The 16841-nt window shown below is 64.0% G+C and carries 15 protein-coding genes; 12 read left to right on the forward strand and 3 right to left on the reverse strand.

The features are described 5' to 3' along the window. Nucleotides 1–30: 30 nt before the first annotated feature. The 5 genes from AB0366_RS23540 to AB0366_RS23560 are packed head-to-tail and all read left to right on the forward strand — an operon-like array spanning nt 31 to nt 7010. Nucleotides 31–231, forward strand: a complete 201-nt coding sequence (locus tag AB0366_RS23540; RefSeq protein WP_231893662.1) for an MbtH family NRPS accessory protein — start codon at nt 31–33, stop codon at nt 229–231. After that, nucleotides 231–1556, forward strand: coding sequence for an aminotransferase class III-fold pyridoxal phosphate-dependent enzyme (locus AB0366_RS23545; protein ID WP_121873129.1), 1326 nt, complete (start codon nt 231–233; stop codon nt 1554–1556). Before AB0366_RS23540 ends, AB0366_RS23545 begins: the two co-directional genes overlap by 1 nt. Next, nucleotides 1553–3382, forward strand: a complete 1830-nt coding sequence (locus AB0366_RS23550; protein WP_366246106.1) for a non-ribosomal peptide synthetase — start codon at nt 1553–1555, stop codon at nt 3380–3382. The genes AB0366_RS23545 and AB0366_RS23550 overlap by 4 nt, the downstream gene beginning before the upstream one ends. Beyond that, nucleotides 3376–5526 (forward strand): MMPL family transporter, encoded by a 2151-nt coding sequence (locus AB0366_RS23555; RefSeq protein WP_366246107.1) that lies wholly within the window; start codon nt 3376–3378, stop codon nt 5524–5526. Before AB0366_RS23550 ends, AB0366_RS23555 begins: the two co-directional genes overlap by 7 nt. A 44-nt stretch (nt 5527–5570) precedes the next feature. Next, nucleotides 5571–7010 carry a serine hydrolase gene (locus tag AB0366_RS23560; protein WP_366246108.1) on the forward strand — a complete coding sequence of 480 codons (1440 nt, stop codon included), beginning with the start codon at nt 5571–5573 and terminating at the stop codon, nt 7008–7010. A 73-nt stretch (nt 7011–7083) separates the two neighbouring features. On the opposite strand, the gene AB0366_RS23565 is transcribed toward AB0366_RS23560, so the two are convergent. Then, entirely contained in the window at nt 7084–8460 is a 1377-nt protein-coding gene (locus AB0366_RS23565; RefSeq protein ID WP_366246109.1) for an NAD-dependent succinate-semialdehyde dehydrogenase, read from the reverse strand. A 239-nt stretch (nt 8461–8699) separates the two neighbouring features. Between AB0366_RS23565 and AB0366_RS23570 the strand changes: the two genes are divergently transcribed. The 3 genes from AB0366_RS23570 (at nt 8700) to AB0366_RS23580 (ending at nt 12018) form a co-directional block, all read left to right on the forward strand. Then, a complete protein-coding gene (locus tag AB0366_RS23570; RefSeq protein ID WP_366246110.1) occupies nt 8700–10937 on the forward strand; it encodes an NADP-dependent isocitrate dehydrogenase in 2238 nt (745 codons plus the stop codon). Between the two features lie 415 nt (nt 10938–11352). Further along, complete coding sequence (locus AB0366_RS23575) at nt 11353–11652, forward strand: colicin immunity domain-containing protein (RefSeq protein WP_366246111.1); 300 nt, start codon at nt 11353–11355, stop codon at nt 11650–11652. A 69-nt stretch (nt 11653–11721) separates the two neighbouring features. Next, nucleotides 11722–12018 carry a colicin immunity domain-containing protein gene (locus tag AB0366_RS23580; protein ID WP_366246112.1) on the forward strand — a complete coding sequence of 99 codons (297 nt, stop codon included), beginning with the start codon at nt 11722–11724 and terminating at the stop codon, nt 12016–12018. Between the two features lie 148 nt (nt 12019–12166). Here the strand turns inward: AB0366_RS23580 and AB0366_RS23585 are convergent, their stop codons facing one another. Further along, nucleotides 12167–12994, reverse strand: coding sequence for an adenylate/guanylate cyclase domain-containing protein (locus AB0366_RS23585; protein ID WP_366246113.1), 828 nt, complete (start codon nt 12992–12994; stop codon nt 12167–12169). Continuing rightward, nucleotides 12991–13971, reverse strand: a complete 981-nt coding sequence (locus tag AB0366_RS23590) for a helix-turn-helix domain-containing protein (RefSeq protein ID WP_366246179.1) — start codon at nt 13969–13971, stop codon at nt 12991–12993. The genes AB0366_RS23585 and AB0366_RS23590 overlap by 4 nt, the downstream gene beginning before the upstream one ends. A 122-nt stretch (nt 13972–14093) precedes the next feature. On the opposite strand from AB0366_RS23590, the gene AB0366_RS23595 reads away from it, so the two are divergent. The 4 genes from AB0366_RS23595 to AB0366_RS23610 are packed head-to-tail and all read left to right on the forward strand — an operon-like array spanning nt 14094 to nt 16825. Continuing rightward, nucleotides 14094–14726: an isochorismatase family protein gene (locus AB0366_RS23595; protein ID WP_366246114.1), complete on the forward strand. Its 633-nt coding sequence runs from the start codon at nt 14094–14096 to the stop codon at nt 14724–14726. A 15-nt stretch (nt 14727–14741) separates the two neighbouring features. Further along, nucleotides 14742–15167: a hypothetical protein gene (locus AB0366_RS23600; RefSeq protein WP_366246115.1), complete on the forward strand. Its 426-nt coding sequence runs from the start codon at nt 14742–14744 to the stop codon at nt 15165–15167. Nucleotides 15168–15174: 7 nt separating this feature from the next. After that, a complete protein-coding gene (locus AB0366_RS23605) occupies nt 15175–16161 on the forward strand; it encodes an alpha/beta fold hydrolase (RefSeq protein WP_366246116.1) in 987 nt (328 codons plus the stop codon). Between the two features lie 7 nt (nt 16162–16168). Next, on the forward strand, nt 16169–16825 hold the full coding sequence (locus AB0366_RS23610; protein ID WP_300515034.1) for a nitroreductase family protein: 657 nt from the start codon (nt 16169–16171) through the stop codon (nt 16823–16825). Nucleotides 16826–16841: the final 16 nt, after the last annotated feature.

The raw sequence follows: 16841 nt of genomic DNA on the forward strand, positions 1-16841 counted from the left end.
CGCAACCAGTCGAAGGAACAGGGGATCACAGTGCAGGACAACATTTCCGAATGGACCGTCGTACGGAACGACGAGGAACAGCATTCGATCTGGCCGGCGAAGCGACCACTGCCGCTGGGGTGGTACGAGGTCGGATTCACCGGCGACCGTGAGGCGTGCCTGGACCACATCGAACTGGTGTGGACCGACATCCGCCCTTTGTCGCTACGCCGCGCGCTGGGGGTGGCGTGATGACCGTCCTCGATACCGCGTCGGGAGTCCCCGCGTCGCTGGCCAGGACCCTCGTGGGCGATTTCCTGCCGATGACCATCGACATCGAGCGTTCGTCCGGTTCCTACCTCTGGGACGAGGCAGCCGGGCGACCGGTCCTGGACATGGGGATGTTCTTCTCGTCGTCCCCGCTCGGCCACAATCCCACACCGCTCGCGCACATCGAAGCCGAGCGAAAGCTGTTGGCAGCAGCCAAGATGAAGCCCTCGAACCCGGACTTCGCGTCCCGCGTACTGGCGGATTCGGTCTCGACCTTTCGTCGCCTGCTCATGCCGGAGGACATGCCGCATCTGTTCCTCATAGACGGTGGTGCGGCTGCCGTCGAGAACGCACTGAAAGTCGCCTTCGACTGGAAATCCCAGCGTGCAGGCACCGACGAATCGAAACTGCAAGCGCTGCATCTTCGTTGGGCCTTCCACGGTCGCAGCGGTTACACCATGTCTCTGACCAATACCGATCCGGCCAAGACGGCGCGGTTTCCCAAATTCGACTGGCCCAGAATCGAAGCCCCGGCTCGCGGTGAGGACGGTGGTGACGAAGCCGACCGAGCCGAGCTCAGTGCGGCCGAACGTCGGACACTCGCCGAGATCGAAGCGACCCTCGTCGCCGACGGTGACAGAATCGCGTGCTTCGTCTACGAGCCGATTCAAGGGGAAGGCGGTGACCGACACCTGGGTGCTGCATTCCTCAGGGCCGTGCAGTCGTTGTGCGTCGAGCACGACGTCCTCACCGTCGCGGACGAGGTCCAGACCGGTGGCGGCACAGTCGGCGCCAGGTGGGCGCACGAGGCATTGGGACTGCATCCGGACTTGGTGGCATTCGGTAAGCGGTTGCAGGTGTGCGGGGTCATCGGTGGCCGTCGCGTCGACGATCTCGACACCAATGCGTTCGCCGTACCAGGTCGGATCAGCTCGACCTGGGGCGGTTCGTTGGTGGATCTGGTGCGCTTCGCACTGCTCTACGAATACATCGCGCGAGAGAACGTGATCGCGCGAGCGGCGGCGATGGGCCCCTTCGTGCGCGCCGGACTCGACGCGATGGTGAGTTCCTCGGGCGGTCGTGTCACTGCGGCCCGCTCACGGGGCTTGTGGGGAGCCGTCTCACTGTCCTCGCGCGAGCTGCGCGACGCCGTGCTCGGCATCGCATTGGACGAACACGACACTGTGCTCCTGCCGTGCGGGACGCGGTCGATTCGTTGGCGTCCGTCCCTGTTGGTCACCGAGCAGGAACTGGCACTGTCGTTCGATGCAGTGACCCGGTCACTGACGGCGGTGGGTCGCTCGTGACAGCCTCCGTCGACGAACTCGTGCTCACCGGGCTCTCGGAGCGTTTCGGTGTCCGTCCCGTGCAGCTCTGCGTGGACGGTGAATTGAGCGTCACCGCACTCCTACAGCGGAGCACACAGGTCCGCGAGGCCCTGTTGCGTGCCGGCGTCGGCCGCGGGCACGTCGTGGCCGTGAAAGGCCGCCGCGACTCCTGGTTGCTACCGACGTTGCTGGGCATTCTCGGTGCCGGTGCCGCGTACACGGTCATCCCGTACAACAGTCCGCAGGCGGTCGAAGCGCTGTTGCTCGAGACCGTCGAGCCGGCCGCCATGGTGGTGTGGGAGGACCTGCATCCGGCGTCCTGGCGCGGACGCCCGTCCATGGCACTCGGCGACGCCGTCGTCTTCCTGTTCGGTTCGTTCGAGCCGGTGTCGCCCTCACCGCGCAGCATCGACGACCCCGCGTACATCATCACCACGTCCGGGACGTCGGGTACGCCGAAAGCCGTTCTGGTGCCGCACCGAGCCGTGCTGGCCTTTCTCGACGCGGCCCGCGGGGTCGTCGCCCTCTCGACATCCGATGTCGTGGCTGCGCGTTCGTCCGCTGCCTTCGATCTGTCGGTGTGGGAACTGTTCGCATCGGTGGAGGCAGGTACCACCGCAGTCCTCGTCGTGGAAGGTGTTGCGGCCGATACTGCTCGGCTGCACGAGCTGCTCGCGCAGACAGGTGCGTCCGTGCTCTCGACCACGCCGTCCGCGGCGTATCAACTCGGCGCGTACGACGAGGCAATCGGGGGCGGGCTGGCGCTGCGATCGTTGCTGGTGGGCGGTGAGGCCTCCGACGGCGGCAGGCTCGCCGACGTCATGGCCGCACCGTCTTTCGGCCGGTGCCGACTCGTCAATTGGTACGGCCCGACCGAGGTCACGGTGTCCTGTACCGGCGGCGAACTCGTCGAACAGGATCTCGCCGAGCCGAGAACGTCCATCGGGCCCGCTCTGTCGGGTGTGCGAACGGCGGTACTGCCGGTCGCGGACGGTGTCGGTTCGGTCGACGGCCTCGGACAGCTTGCGGTGGGCGGCGACCAGCTCGCGCACGGATACCTCGGAAACTCGCGCGCGACCGCAGCAGCGTTCGTCCCGGACCCGGCCGGTCACGGTGATCGGTTGTATCTCACCGGGGACATCGTCGGTACCGACGCCGGCGACCGCTTCGTCTATCACGGCCGCGCCGACGACCAGGTGCAGTTGCGGGGGTACCGGCTCGAGCTCGGCGAGGTGGAACGAGCGATCGCGTCGCACCCGGGGATCCGGTGGTCCCATGCCACGGTCGGCGGCACGGACCTCGATGTTCTCGTCGCATATTTCGCCACCTTCGACGATGTCGATGTCGATCGTGCGGAGTTGTGGTCGCAGCTCTATCGCACGCTGCCGCGCCACGCAGTGCCTGCCGCTCTGGTGAACGTGGTCGAGGTCCCAGTAACCGTCGGCCAGAAGTTGGATGTCGCGAAGTTGCCCGCGCCGGTGATCACCGACTTCGTTGCCGGTACCACCGCGGGCCGGGCGGCGGAGACCGATACCGAGGAGCGGTTGTTGACGCTGTGGCGACGTCTGCTGGGAATCGAGGAGATCGGTACCGATCACCATTTCTTCGCGCTGGGCGGCCACTCCTTGTTGGTCGCGCGCTTGGTCAACGGCATCGCCCGTGAGTTCGGGGTGCGGTTGCAGTTGGCGGATGTAGTGGAGGGACTGACCGTGCGCGAGATCGCGTCGGTCGTGGACAGAGAAACGAATCGTCTGTCGGTCGGCGCATCGGCGTCGAGCCGTGGACAGGAGGAGATGTCATGGTGACCACAAGGGAGAGGCCCCCGATCGAGGGCGCGAAGAGGGATGGCTCCATCCTGGAGCGATTCGCGGGAGTGGCCAGGTGGAGCTACCGTCATCGTCTCGCAGTGCTTGCGGGATGGCTTGTGGCGCTGGTGTTGTCGGCCGGCGCATACGTGGGACTCGGTATGTCCGAGTTGTCTCCTGCGGAAGGGTTCGTCGGCGAGTCCGGCGCGGCGGAGCAATTGGAAACGGGCTCGGACTTCCTGTCCTCGCGCACCGAAACCATTCTGGTGCAGGGCAACTCGGCGGGAGACTCCGATCGCATCGCGGACGAGTTGGCCGCGGCGCTGGCGGGGACGGCGCAGGAGCCTCCGGAGAAGTTGACGGCCGCTGCCGGGGACCAACGGGTTCTGCAGGTGCTGCTACCCGATGAGCAGGCATCGCCGTCCGAGCGCGTGCAGGGGATCGAGTCTGCGATCGAGAGCGCCCGCGAGGCCAACCCGGGTGCTGCCATATCGGCTACCGGGCCCATCTCGGTGCAGGCCGACGTGACCACCAGTTACGGTGAGCGACTGGTCTTGCTGGAAATGCTCAGCCTCCCCGTCACGGCCGTCGTGTTGTTCCTCGTGTTCGCCGGTCTGATCGCCACGTTGATCCCGCTTGTCACCGGCCTCGCCGTGGTGGCACTGGCCATCCTCTGGAGCGGGCCGACGTCGTTGTTGGTGCCCATGGAGAGCAACCAGATGAGTGTCATCTTGCTGATGGGACTCGCTCTGGGCGTGGACTACTCGTTGTTCTTCGTCAGACGCGCCCGCGAGGAGTTCGCCCGATCCGGTGACGCCGACGCGGCCGCCACGATCGCAGTGTCGATGACGGTGCGCTCGGTTCTGGTGGCCGGTCTGGTGACCGGTGTGTCGGTGATCGCAGCCTTCCTGACCGAATCGCCGATTTTCCACTCGCTCACACTCGGCATCATTCTCGTCGTCGTCGCCGCGATGCTTGCCTCGATCACCTTGCTCCCGGCGCTGTTGGCGTTGGGGCGTCGACGAGTCGTCAAGCAGTTGTTCGGCAAGACCCCGGACGACGCGGCGGAGGAGACAGGGTTCTGGGGTCGTCTGTCGGGCACGGTCGTTCGGCGCCCGGTGCCTGCGCTGCTCGCCGGACTGGCCGTGATGGTCGTGTTGGCAGCACCGGTCGCGACCATGAAGTTGCAGTTTCCGGGAACCGACAGCATGCCGCGCACCTTCGAGACGCTGCGCACGCTGGACGACGTCTCCGAGCAGTTCCCGCTGTACGGCGTCAGCCATACCGTGGTCACCGAGACCGGCGGTGACGTCGCCGGTACCTCGGCGGTCCTCACCGACATCGCCGAGGACGCGGCCGGGCTGCCCGGATTCGACGGGCAGGTACGAGAGGTTCAGATCTCCACGGACGAGTCGGTGGCGCGCATCGAGATCGGCACCGACGCAGACGGTATCGACGCGCAATCGGCGAGGGATTCTCTGAACGAGTTGCGAGGCAACCTCGTTCCGGAGTTCGCGGGTGATCGTGAGATCCTCGTCGGTGGTGAGACCGCGGTCAGCGTCGATGTCTCGGAATCGACGTCGCGTGATCTGTTGATCGTCATCCCGATCGTCCTGCTGGTCGCTTTCGCGCTGATCTACCTCGCCTTCCGCAGTGTCGGGCTGGCCGCTCTGAGTGTGGGCCTGAATCTGCTGTCGGTGCTCGCGTCCTACGGCATCCTGGTGCTGTTGTTCCAGTACGGCTGGGGTGCAGCGGTGTTCGGATCGGAGTACGTCGGCCCGGTGGTGACTTTGCTGCCGGTGATGATGCTGGTCATCCTCATCGGCCTGTCGATGGACTACCACGTCTTCATCCTCACTCGGGTGCGCGAAGCATTCGGTCGTGGCCTCGGCGTCGAGGATGCCGTCCGGCAGGGTGTGGTCCGGTCCGCACCGCCCGTCACTGCGGCTGCGGCCGTAATGGTGGTGATCTTCGCGATGTTCACGCTGTTGCCGACGCCGGAGATGAAGCAGCTCGGTGTCGGGCTCGCCGCGGCAATTGCTCTGGACGCGACTGTCGTTCGCGGCATTCTCGTCCCTGCCGCATTGCGGCTGCTGGGGGCCGGCGTGTGGAAGCGCTCGCTCGACGGCGCGGGGCATCACTGACCACCAGGCCGGCCGATCACATCACGGACAGGAGCTCGAGAAGGATGGCGACCGTAGCGGCAGGTACCCGACGACTCGTCGTGGGAGTGCTGGTGACTCTGGCCTTCCTTCTCGGGCTCGCGCCCGGTCCTGCTGCGGCAGTGTCGTTGTCGAACGCGGAGCTGCAGAATGCAGTGGACGGGTGGGCGGCCGAGATCGGAGCCCCGGGAATGTCGGTCCAGGTTCTCGACTCGGACGCGGCGGTGGCGGAAGCATCGAGCGGTGTCGACGGCAACGGCGAGCCCGTCGATGCCTCGACACCGTTCGTGTGGGGCTCGGTGTCCAAGCAGTTCACGGCGGCCACTGTCGTCGGGTTGGAACGGCAGGGTGCACTCGACGAGTCCACGCCCGTCGTGGACATCGTTCCGCGAGCGCGGGACATGCTGGGCGATCCGGCAACGACAGTCGACGACCTGGTGCACCACACCAGCGGCTTGCCGCACGACATCACGGTCACCGACGACTGGTCCCGCCGCGGCTCGGCCGTCGACGCAGTCGCGACCATCTCGCAACCGGCGGGGACGACCGAACGTGGATCGTTCCGGTATTCGAGCCTGAACTATCTGCTCCTGCAGGCAGTCGTCGAGTCGGTGACGGGGGAGTCGTTCGCCGATGCGCTCGACGCCGAGGTCCTCGCGCCTGCCGAGACGTCCGCCATCACCGATCCGGAGCAGTTCACCGACGATGTTCCACCGGGTCATGTGCCGTTCTTCGGCTCGGCCCGACCCATCGACGTCGGTGTCGATTCGGCTGGTCTTGGCTACGGCTACCTCGCGGGCTCCACGGGCGATCTCGGACGCTACGCATCCTGGCGACTGGGCCAACTGCAGGGCGGGGAGGACACAGCCCCCGAGGTCGACACCGGCGAGGGCACCGAGTACGGCGACGGACTGTTTCACGAGAAGATCGCCGGCCAGGACGTGTGGTGGCATTCCGGAGCCGTCCCCGGTTACTACACCTACGTGGCATTCGTGCCCGCCCTCGACAGGTCAATGGTGTTGGCCACCAATCGATACGGCGAGATCGAAGCCGAACACATCGCCGCGGTGGGAAGAAATCTCACCACGCTCGTCATCGACGGGTCGACCACCGGCCTACCGTCGTCGTCGGCTCCGATGGTGTTGGGTGTCATCTTCGCGGCCGTGGCGGTCCTGCTCGCCATCGTCGTCTGGGTCACCGTTCGGCTGTTCACCGGGCAGGTCCGACAGCGTTCGCTCGGCGGTGCAGCGCTTCGGATCGCGATCACCACGGTGTTGGGCGGGTCGGTGCTGATCGGTGCCTACATCGGGGTGCCGTCGATCGTCGGTGCGTCACTGTCGGTCATGGCGCTGTGGGCTCCCGACGTCACCCTGGCGTTCTGGATTCTGCTCGGCACGGTCTTTCTCGCGTCTGCCTTGGTCGTGGCCGATCAGGTGGTCAACTACAGCCGAATTCGGCAGACCTAGCAGATCGGACGTACCGACAGACGAGCTGCTCCCCGGCCGCGGGGCCGGGGAGCAGCGTCGGTCGAGATGGTGCTTATTTCGCGGAGACGCGCACGAGTTTCTTGTTCACGAACTCGTCCATGCCCCACGGTCCCAGCTCACGGCCGACGCCGGAGCGCTTGACGCCGCCGAACGGCAGGCCGGGGAGGGTGGTGCCGTGCTCGTTGACGAAGGCCATACCGACCTCGAGCTGCTCGGCCACATCACGGGCCTTGTCCAGGTCGGTGCTCCACACCGAGCCGCTCAGGCCGTAGGGCGAGGAGTTCGCCAATTCGATTGCCTGCTGCGGGCTTTCGACCTTGTAGATCACTCCGGCCGGTCCGAACAGCTCTTCGCTGTACGCCCGCATGTCGGGGGTGACGTCGGTCAACAGTGTCGGCTGCACGAATGCACCCGGTCCGTCGATCTTCTTGCCGCCGGTCAGCAGTGTCGCGCCCTTGGCGACGGCGTCGTCGATCTGCTCGATCAACGTGTCGGCCGCGGTCTGCGACGACAGCGGGCCGAGGGTGGTGTTCGCGTCCAACGGGTCACCGGTCTGCACGGCCTCGAAGGATGCGACGAGCTTGGTGACGAAGTCGTCGTAGAACTCCTCGGCGACGAGGATGCGCTTGGCAGCGTTGCAGGCCTGACCTGCGTTGGACAGCCGCGCCCGAGTCGCGGACTCGACGGTTGCGTCCATGTCGTCGGAGTCGAGCATGATGAACACGTCCGATCCGCCCAGTTCGAGGACGACCTTCTTGAGGTTGCGTCCTGCGGTTTCGGCGACGGAGGTTCCGGCTCGCTCACTACCGGTGAGCGAGACGCCCTGCACGCGTGGGTCGGCGATCATGTCGGCGATCTGCTCGTTGGTCGCGAAGATGTTGATGTACGCGTCCTGAGGGAGTCCGGCTTGCTGGAAGATCTCTTCCATCAGCAGTGCCGACTGCGGGCAGTTCGGTGCGTGCTTGAGCAGAATCGTGTTGCCCACCATCAGGTTCGGGCCTGCGAACCGGGCCACCTGGTAGTAGGGGAAGTTCCACGGCATGACGCCGACGAGCGCGCCGACCGGCTTGCGCTGCAGCACAGTGTCTTCCGCGCCGGGTACGTCGAGCTTCTCGTCCTCGAGCAGGGTGGGGCCGTTGTCGGCGTAGTAGCGGTAGATGTTCGACGACAGTTCCACCTCGCCCTGCGACTCGGTCAGCGGCTTGCCCATTTCGAGCGAGATCGTTCGGGCCAGTTCCTCGGAACGCTCGGTGTAGAGGTCGGCGACCTTGTGCAGAATCTCGGCGCGGTGCTTCGGTGAGGTCTTGCGCCACGTCTGGAACCCGGCGTGGGCGTCGGCGAGTGCGCGCTCGACGCCGGCCGTATCGAGAGTCTCGAATTCCTTGACGGTTGTGCCATCGGCAGGATTGACAGTTTTGTAGGTCGTCATATCCGGTTCAACGGCCGCGAAGGGGGTTGTTGTTCCTATTCGGGCAAATCGGATGCTCCGGCGGTGGTCAGGGGCTGATCGAGGAACGCTGCGAAAACCTTTGAGCGCCCTACTGGTCGGTAACTTGGAACCGCAGGTGGAGTGATACCCCACTGGGACGCACAGCGGCGGGTTCAAAGATTAAAGTCGACAGTGGACGCATCCAAAAGACGACGTTGAAACTGAGGCAAAGGCGAAACATGACTGCGAAGAAGCCGACCATCATCTATACCCTGACCGACGAGGCGCCCATGCTGGCGACTCACGCGTTTCTGCCGGTCATACGTTCTTTCGCCAGCGCGGCCGAGATCAACGTCGAGTCGAGTGACATCTCCGTTGCCAACCGCATCCTCGCCGAGTTCCCCGATTACCTCAACGAAGACCAGCGAGTGACCGACAACCTCGCCGAGCTGGGCAAGCTGACGCAGCTGCCCGAGACCAACATCATCAAGCTGCCGAACATCAGTGCCTCGGTGCCGCAGTTGCTCGCAGCCGTCAAGGAACTGCAGGACAAGGGCTACGCGATTCCCGACTTCCCCGGCAATCCGAAGACCGACGAAGAGCGCGAAATCCGCGACCGGTACACCAAGTGCCTCGGCAGCGCGGTCAATCCGGTTCTGCGCGAGGGTAACTCGGACCGTCGTGCCCCGAAGGCCGTGAAGGAATTCGCCCGCAAGCACCCGCACAGCATGACCGAGTGGTCGATGGCGTCGCGCACCCACGTTGCGCACATGCGCGAGGGCGATTTCTACCACGGTGAGAAGTCGACCGTCGTCGACGGCGACCGCGAGATCAAGATGGAACTGCTGCCCACCGACGGCGATCCGATCGTCCTCAAGGAGACGGTGTCGCTCACCGACGGTGACGTCATCGACTCGATGTTCATGAGCAAGAAGGCGCTCCTCGACTTCTACGAGCACGAGATGCAGGACGCCTACGACACCGGCGTCATGTTCTCCTTGCACGTCAAGGCGACGATGATGCGGGTATCGCACCCCATCGTGTTCGGCCACGCCGTGCGAGTGTTCTACAAGGACGCGTTCGCCAAGCACAACGAGCTCTTCGAGGAGCTGGGCGTCAACGTCAACAACGGCCTGTCCGATCTGTACACCAAGATCGAGACGCTCCCGGCGTCCAAGCGCGACGAGATCATCGAAGACCTGCACAAGTGTCACGAGACCCGTCCGGAGCTCGCGATGGTCGACTCCGCTCGAGGCATCTCCAACTTCCACTCGCCCAGCGACGTCATCGTCGACGCGTCCATGCCTGCGATGATTCGCGCCGGCGGCAAGATGTGGGGAGCGGACGGCCGTCCCAAGGACACCAAGGCCGTCAACCCCGAGTCGACCTTCTCCCGGATTTACCAGGAGATGGTGAACTTCTGCAAGACCAACGGCCAGTTCGATCCGACGACGATGGGCACCGTCCCCAACGTCGGACTGATGGCGCAGAAGGCCGAGGAGTACGGCTCGCACGACAAGACGTTCGAGGTGCCCAAGGCCGGCATCGCCAACATCACCGACAAGGCCACCGGCGAGGTGCTGCTCACCCAGACCGTCGAAGAGGGCGACATCTGGCGTCTGTGCATCGTCAAGGATGCCCCGATCCAGGACTGGGTCAAGCTCGCGGTGACGCGTGCACGTGAGTCCGGAATGCCGGTCGTCTTCTGGCTCGACCCGTACCGCCCGCACGAGAACGAGCTGATCGGCAAGGTGCGCAAGTACCTGAAGGATCACGACACCGAGGGCCTCGACATCCAGATCATGTCGCAGGTTCGCGCGATCCGGTACACGATGGAGCGTCTGGTCCGCGGACTCGACACCATCTCCGCCACCGGCAATATCCTGCGCGACTACCTCACCGACCTGTTCCCGATCCTCGAGCTCGGCACCAGCGCCAAGATGCTCTCCATCGTTCCCCTGATGGCAGGCGGCGGACTGTACGAGACCGGCGCGGGTGGCTCGGCTCCCAAGCACGTCAAGCAGCTCATCGAGGAGAACCACCTGCGCTGGGATTCGCTCGGCGAGTTCCTGGCTCTGGCAGTGAGCCTCGAAGATCTGGGCACCAAGACCGGCGACGTCAAGGCGACCATCCTCGCCAAGGCGCTCGACTCCGCCACCGGCAAGCTGCTCGAGAACAGCAAGGGTCCGTCGCGTTCGACCGGTGAACTCGACAACCGTGGCAGCCAGTTCTATCTCGCCCTCTACTGGGCCGAGGAACTGGCCGCGCAGACCGAGGACGCCGAGCTCGCCAAGCACTTCGCCGCGCTGGCGAAGACCTTGTCCGACAACGAAGACAAGATCGTCGCCGAGCTCAACGAGGTTCAGGGCAACGCAGTCGACATCGGCGGCTACTACTACCCGGACCCCGAAGCCACCGCGGCAGTGATGCGCCCGTCCAAGACCTTCAACGAGGCTCTGGAGTCGGCCAAGCAGTAGCTCCCTGGCTCACCCCCATGGAATGAATGGTCCATTCACGCGCTCAGACGTTGTGAGTGGACCATTCATTCGTATTGGGGTGACAAGCAAGTCTCACTCCGATCAGTGTGCTGTATAGCCGGATTCGCAACGTGTGCTGGTTTGACCAAAGCTTCGTCCTAGGCCGATTCTCGGTGGTACCGAGTGCGGTTCGTTGGAACCGATTGGGCTTGGCCGACGTCCAATTCTACGAGCGTCGATTTTCGGCGAGCAGCGGCGGCGCAGACGGGGGAGCGCATGTCGGACGACACGAGGTCCGCAGGGTTGGCCCGAATGCGGGCCGCCGCGGCCGCCGCGCCGCTCGTACTCCGAGGCGTCGAAATGCAACTTGCAATTGCTCGGACGCGGAACGATCCGGTGAGGGGGGACTGTACTGATGAGTGCTATCGGGAGGGCGGCCGAGCAGGCCCTGATTTTCATTCCCACTATCGAGGCTTTCGTAGATGGGAGGAACACCGCCGATGTCTTTGAGAAGGCATATCTGAGGCTGGTGAAGCGGACGCCGGGGATACTCGAAAGGGAAGTGTCCGAGATCGTCAACGGTCTGTTCGGCGACGTGGACGCTTACGTTGCCGAGGACAGGTTGCGTGGTGATGACGATCTGGACGCAGGACAATTGCTTACCTGTGCGACCACGGCGCTGGTAAAACTTCGTCAGTTGAGTCGAGATGGATAGTTTCGATCTCTCGTTGGTCTGCGTTCACAAGTCAGCGATGCGCTCTGACACGAAGATCTTGGGGGGATAGTGACGGAGCACAAGAGATCAGTCGAAGCAATGCTGAGCCAATACAGGCAGATAATCGAGTCATTTGTGCAAGAAAAGATTTCGGCAGATGATTTCGAGGCAGAATATATTCGCACCTTCACCAATGATAGAAGTCAGGTGCAGGGTAGTGAGTTCATAATTCTGGAAAAACTATTTTTCGATGTCGACGATTATCTTTCGGATCCGGTGCTTCGTGAGAGCCCGGAGGATCTTTCGGGCGAACAGCTCAGGGAACGTGCGGCGGCCACCTACGTCAAACTGTTCGGTCCCGAGTGAAACAGCTCGTCGCTTGCCAAGTGTCAGGTGCCATTGCACGCGCAGGCTTCCGGACATAAGGCTTGGTGCAGGGGGATCTGTAAACAGCAGCCGGTAGAAGAGCCCGTTTTGCCCTCGGCCATGTGTACGCGTCCGAACTCGGAGAGTGTCACTCCAACTGCATTATTTGGTCGTGAGGGACCACGACCACCGGATACAACTGGAAACTTCCGCTCATTCCTTTCAATTCGACGTCGCGGGGCGTTCCGAGAGTCAGATCGTGCGCTGCCCCGATGGCATTGCGCACCGGTTCGCTGACGAGAATTTCGCCGCCGTCGGCCTGTCCCGCGACGCGTGCTGCCATGGCCACGTTGAGGCCGAACAGGTCGTCGCCGCGTCGCACCGAACTGCCCACATGGACGCCCATTCGGACGCGGATGCGGTCCCAGCGGTCGGGGTTCTTCAGCAGCGCCTCCTGCACTTTCACTCCGCAGCGCACCGCCTGGCCCGGGTCGGAGAATGCGATCATGTAGCCGTCGCCTTGACTCTTCACCACGTGACCTCCGTGGTCGTCGACGTGTTTGTTGATGAGCTTGTTGTGCTTCTCGAGCAGCTTCACCCATCCGCGGTCGCCGAGTTCCTCGTTGCGTGCGGTGGATCCTTCGATGTCGGAGAACATCACCACGATGTCGCCGTCGGCGGTCATGCGTGCCAGATCGGGGCGTTCGACTTTGGCCCAGCCCGCGAGGTCTTCGACGGAGTTGCGGACCGTGGCACCGAAGCCCTTGTTGATGAGTAAGTCCGTGGTGTGGAAGGCAGTTCTGATCGCGAAGGGCACCAGGCCGCGTCGCTTACGGCGTTGCTGAGATTCGAGAGCGCGGTCTAGCGCGCGACGCGTGTGCTTCAACTTTCGACGCGACACGATCAAGACCACACCGAGCGCGATGATGGCGGCGAGTTCTACTCCGGCAACTATCCACAGTATCACGTCGCTCATCCTTGCCTGTCGACCGCTTCTGTGGGCGCACAACCGACGGCGAATTGCCGTCGATAGGCCGTCGGTGTCACCGCGAATGCCGAGCGGAAGTTCTGACGCAGGGTCACGGCGCTGCCGAATCCGCACAGGGCAGCGATGTTGTCGATGCTGCGATCGGTGGTCTCCAGCAGGCTCCTGGCCTCGTTCAGTCGCTTGTCGAGCACCCAGCGAGCCGGGGTGGACCCCGTCTCGAGCTGGAACTGACGGATGAAGCTGCGACGGCTCATGCGCGCATGGTCTGCCAGTCGCTCGATCGGCAACGGCTCACACAGTCGCTCCAACGCCCACTGAAGCACGTCCGCGATCGCGGTATCTCCCGATGCCTCGATGACCGGTCGTTCGATGTACTGTGCCTGTCCGCCGTCGCGATGGGGTGCGACCACCAGGCTGCGTGCTACCCGGGTCGCCGCAGCCGAACCGAGGTGCTTGCGGACGATGTGGAGGCAGGAATCGATCGACGACGCGGTGCCCGCGGAGGTCATCACGTCGCCGTGGTCGATGTAGAGCACCGATTCGTCGACGCCGGCGTTTGCATTTCGCTCCCGTAGCTCGGTCATCTTGGTCCAGTGCGTGACGGCAGGCCGGCCGGCGAGCAACCCGGTATCGACTACCGCGAACGAACCGAGGCACAGTCCTGCGATCTCTGCCCCTCGTTCATGTGCTCCTCGGAGTGCGTTCGAGAAGTCAGTGCCTATGTGAGGCAACGACTCCGGCCACGACGTCACGATCACGATGTCGGCCCAGGCGACGGTGCTGGGGCCTGCGATGTCGCCGACGGGGAAGCCCTCCTCGGTGCGGATCGACCCAGGTGCGTCGGACCACACGCGCGTCTCCCAGTCGTGAGCGAGTCCAAGTCGACTCACCTCGCCGAACACCATCAGTGGGGCGGCGAGATGAAACATCGTCATGCCGTCGAACACGTACAGCGCGATGCGCATGGGACTCCGATCGACGGGTTGGCGCAATTCCATCGAAAGTATGCATCCGTGCCACTCGTGGATGCAAGGTCGATGACGAAGTATGGGTATCGACCGAGAACGCCACGTGAAGGAGAACGCCCATGACCGCACCGCGCAGAGCCCTCATCGTCATCGATGTCCAGCAGGAGTACTTCGAGGGAGTGCTGAAGATTCAGTACCCGCCGCGCAAGGAGTCGTTGGCCAATATCGTCCGCGCCATCGAAGCGGCTGTGGCGCAGGATGTTCCAGTGGCCGTCGTGCAGCACGAGATGCCCGAAGGTTCGCCCGCTTTCGTCAAGGGCACCCCGACGTACGAGCTGCACCCCGATATTCAGGCCGTCGTGCAGCCCTCGTTCGAGCGGGTGGAGAAGAAGTACAGCAGCGTGTTCGCCGGTACTGGCGTCGCGAAGTGGCTGCAGGGCAACAACATCGACACCGTCACGATCGTCGGTTACATGACCAACAATTGCGACCTCGCCTCCAGCGCCGACGCCGAGGCGCTGGACCTGACCGTCGAGATCCTGTCCGACGCCACCGGCGCGATCAACCTATCGAACGAGGCTGGCACCGTGTCGGCCGAACAACTGCACAAGGCGTTGATGGTGCTCTACCAGTCGAACTTCGCAGCGGTGGCGACGACGGATCAGTGGATCGACGCCGTCAAGAACGGAAACGGGCTCACAGCAAACAATCTGGTGGTCTCGGCAGCCCAGGGCAACGACGCGGTGGCCTGAGTTCCTACACTGGCAATGGTGACTGCTCGGGCGATAACTGATCAGACTTTCGGCGCATGGGTGATCAAGTGCAATCCGCACAAGACCGACTTGGCACCGATGGTCGCGTCAGGGAATGCGCATGAGCACTGGTGCGTCGCCGACAACTACCGCAGTCGACTGATGGTGCCCGGCCAACCGGTCCTGTTCTGGGTCAGTAGCCATCCGCGACGCGGAATCTGGGGTGCCGGCACCTTGACCGGTACCCCGGTCTCGGGTCCGCAGTGGAAGGTAGCCACCGACATTGTGTTGTTCGACGAGCCGATCCTTGCGTCGAGCATTCAGTCCATCGCAGCACTGTCGACCCTCGAGGTGTTCCGCTCACCGCAGCTATCGAATCCGTCGTGGGTCGACGCGTCCGCGTGGGCAGTGATCCGACAGATGCTGCCTTCAATGATGTGATGGCTGCATGACACTCGACGACGAGCCGACGCTGCACGGAATGTTGGATGTGGGGGACGGCCAGAACCTCTACTGGGAGCAGTGGGGTCCGTCCGATGGCGTGCCGGCGGTGTACCTGCACGGCGGTCCGGGTGGGACTCTGAACGCGAGCCAGTTTCGTCGTCACTTCGACCTCTCGAAAGTTCGAGCGGTCGGATTCGAGCAGCGTGGGTGTGGACGGTCCACTCCGCACGCGTCCGATCCCTCGACATCGTTGTCCACCAACACCACTGCCCATCTGATCGCCGACATCGAAGCCCTGCGTGAGCACCTCGGCGTCGAGGCGTGGATCGTCAACGGCGTGTCCTGGGGATCCACCCTCGCCGTCGCCTACGCCCTCGCGCATCCGACGCGTGTCCTCGGCGTCGTCCTGTTCGCCGTCACCACGACCGGCCGCGAGGAGGTCGACTGGATCACCGAGGGCGTCGGCGCGATCTTCCCCGAAGCGTGGGATCGTTTCGCCACCTTCGCCGAGCAGGCCGGCGTCGGCTACCACCGCGGACACGGACGAATAGTCGACGCCTACGCCCAACTGCTGCACTCGGACGATCTTGCCCTGCGGGACAGGGCTTCCCGAGAGTGGGCATTGTGGGAAGACGTCCACATCTCGATCGGCACCGGCGGTATCCGGCGAAATCCCAGGTGGGAGGATGACCGGTTCCGCCTGGCCTTCGTGCGACTGGCCACGCATTACTGGGCACACGACGGGTTCTGTGATCCGCCGCTGCTCGACCGTGCCGACGGTCTGCGAGGTATCCCGGGCGTCCTGATCCACGGTCGACGCGACGTGTCCGGACCCGCTGTCACTGCGTGGCGTCTGCACCGGGAGTGGCCCGGATCGACACTTGTCGTCGACGAAAATGACGGGCACGGGGGCAAGTCCATGAGTGCGTACTGGGATGCAGCGAACCAAGATTTGGTCGACAGGGCACTGCGGTCACCGAATGGTGCATGATCGAGAAGTGACTTCCTTTCCGATCATCGACCTGACTCCCGACGAGCTGCTGACCACGACGCGTACAGTCCGCAAGCGCCTCGATCTGACGCGGCCGGTTCCGATGGAGCTGATCAAGGAATGTCTGGAGATCGCTCTTCAGGCTCCGTCCGGGTCGAACAAGCAGGGGTGGCAGTGGATTGTCGTCACCGATCCTGATCTGCGTGCACGCATCGGCGCGATCTACGGTGAGCTGTTCACCGCGTATCAGGCGTCCAAGCATTCCGCGTCGGCGTTGTTCACCGACGATCCGGAACGCGCATCGGTCCAGAAGCGCGTCGGAGACAGTGCGAGCTGGCTCGGCGAGCACATGGGTGAGGTTCCGGTGCTGCTGATTCCGTGCATCCAGGCCGGCAAGACCCTTCCGGCCGGCAACCAAGCCGGTCTGTGGGGCTCCCTGCTACCTGCGGTGTGGAACTACGCCCTTGCTGCACGGGCGCGCGGTCTCGGAACAGCCTGGACGACAATCCATCTCGCCAAGGAAGCAGAGATCTCCGAATTGCTCGGCATCCCCGAGGACTTCCATCAGGGTGCGCTGATCCCCACGGCGTACTACACAGGGGAGACCTTCAAGGTCGCTCCGCGGGATCCGATCGAGACGGTGTTGCACGTCGATCGGTGGTGATCCGCGGTCAGCAACC

This window comes from Rhodococcus sp. NPDC076796 (assembly GCF_040702765.1).
GTDB lineage: Bacteria > Actinomycetota > Actinomycetes > Mycobacteriales > Mycobacteriaceae > Rhodococcoides.

Excerpts from the sequence above, each read along its gene's own strand:
- AB0366_RS23585 (WP_366246113.1), bottom strand. The coding sequence starts at position 12,994 with ATGAGCGACGTGATACTGTGGATAGTTGCCGGAGTAGAACTCGCCGCC.
- AB0366_RS23595 (WP_366246114.1), top strand. The coding sequence starts at position 14,094 with ATGACCGCACCGCGCAGAGCCCTCATCGTCATCGATGTCCAGCAGGAG.
- AB0366_RS23570 (WP_366246110.1), top strand. The coding sequence starts at position 8,700 with ATGACTGCGAAGAAGCCGACCATCATCTATACCCTGACCGACGAGGCG.
- AB0366_RS23560 (WP_366246108.1), top strand. The coding sequence starts at position 5,571 with ATGGCGACCGTAGCGGCAGGTACCCGACGACTCGTCGTGGGAGTGCTG.
- AB0366_RS23600 (WP_366246115.1), top strand. The coding sequence starts at position 14,742 with ATGGTGACTGCTCGGGCGATAACTGATCAGACTTTCGGCGCATGGGTG.
- AB0366_RS23555 (WP_366246107.1), top strand. The coding sequence starts at position 3,376 with ATGGTGACCACAAGGGAGAGGCCCCCGATCGAGGGCGCGAAGAGGGAT.
- AB0366_RS23545 (WP_121873129.1), top strand. The coding sequence starts at position 231 with ATGACCGTCCTCGATACCGCGTCGGGAGTCCCCGCGTCGCTGGCCAGG.
- AB0366_RS23605 (WP_366246116.1), top strand. The coding sequence starts at position 15,175 with ATGACACTCGACGACGAGCCGACGCTGCACGGAATGTTGGATGTGGGG.
- AB0366_RS23590 (WP_366246179.1), bottom strand. The coding sequence starts at position 13,971 with ATGCGCATCGCGCTGTACGTGTTCGACGGCATGACGATGTTTCATCTC.
- AB0366_RS23575 (WP_366246111.1), top strand. The coding sequence starts at position 11,353 with ATGAGTGCTATCGGGAGGGCGGCCGAGCAGGCCCTGATTTTCATTCCC.
- AB0366_RS23565 (WP_366246109.1), bottom strand. The coding sequence starts at position 8,460 with ATGACGACCTACAAAACTGTCAATCCTGCCGATGGCACAACCGTCAAG.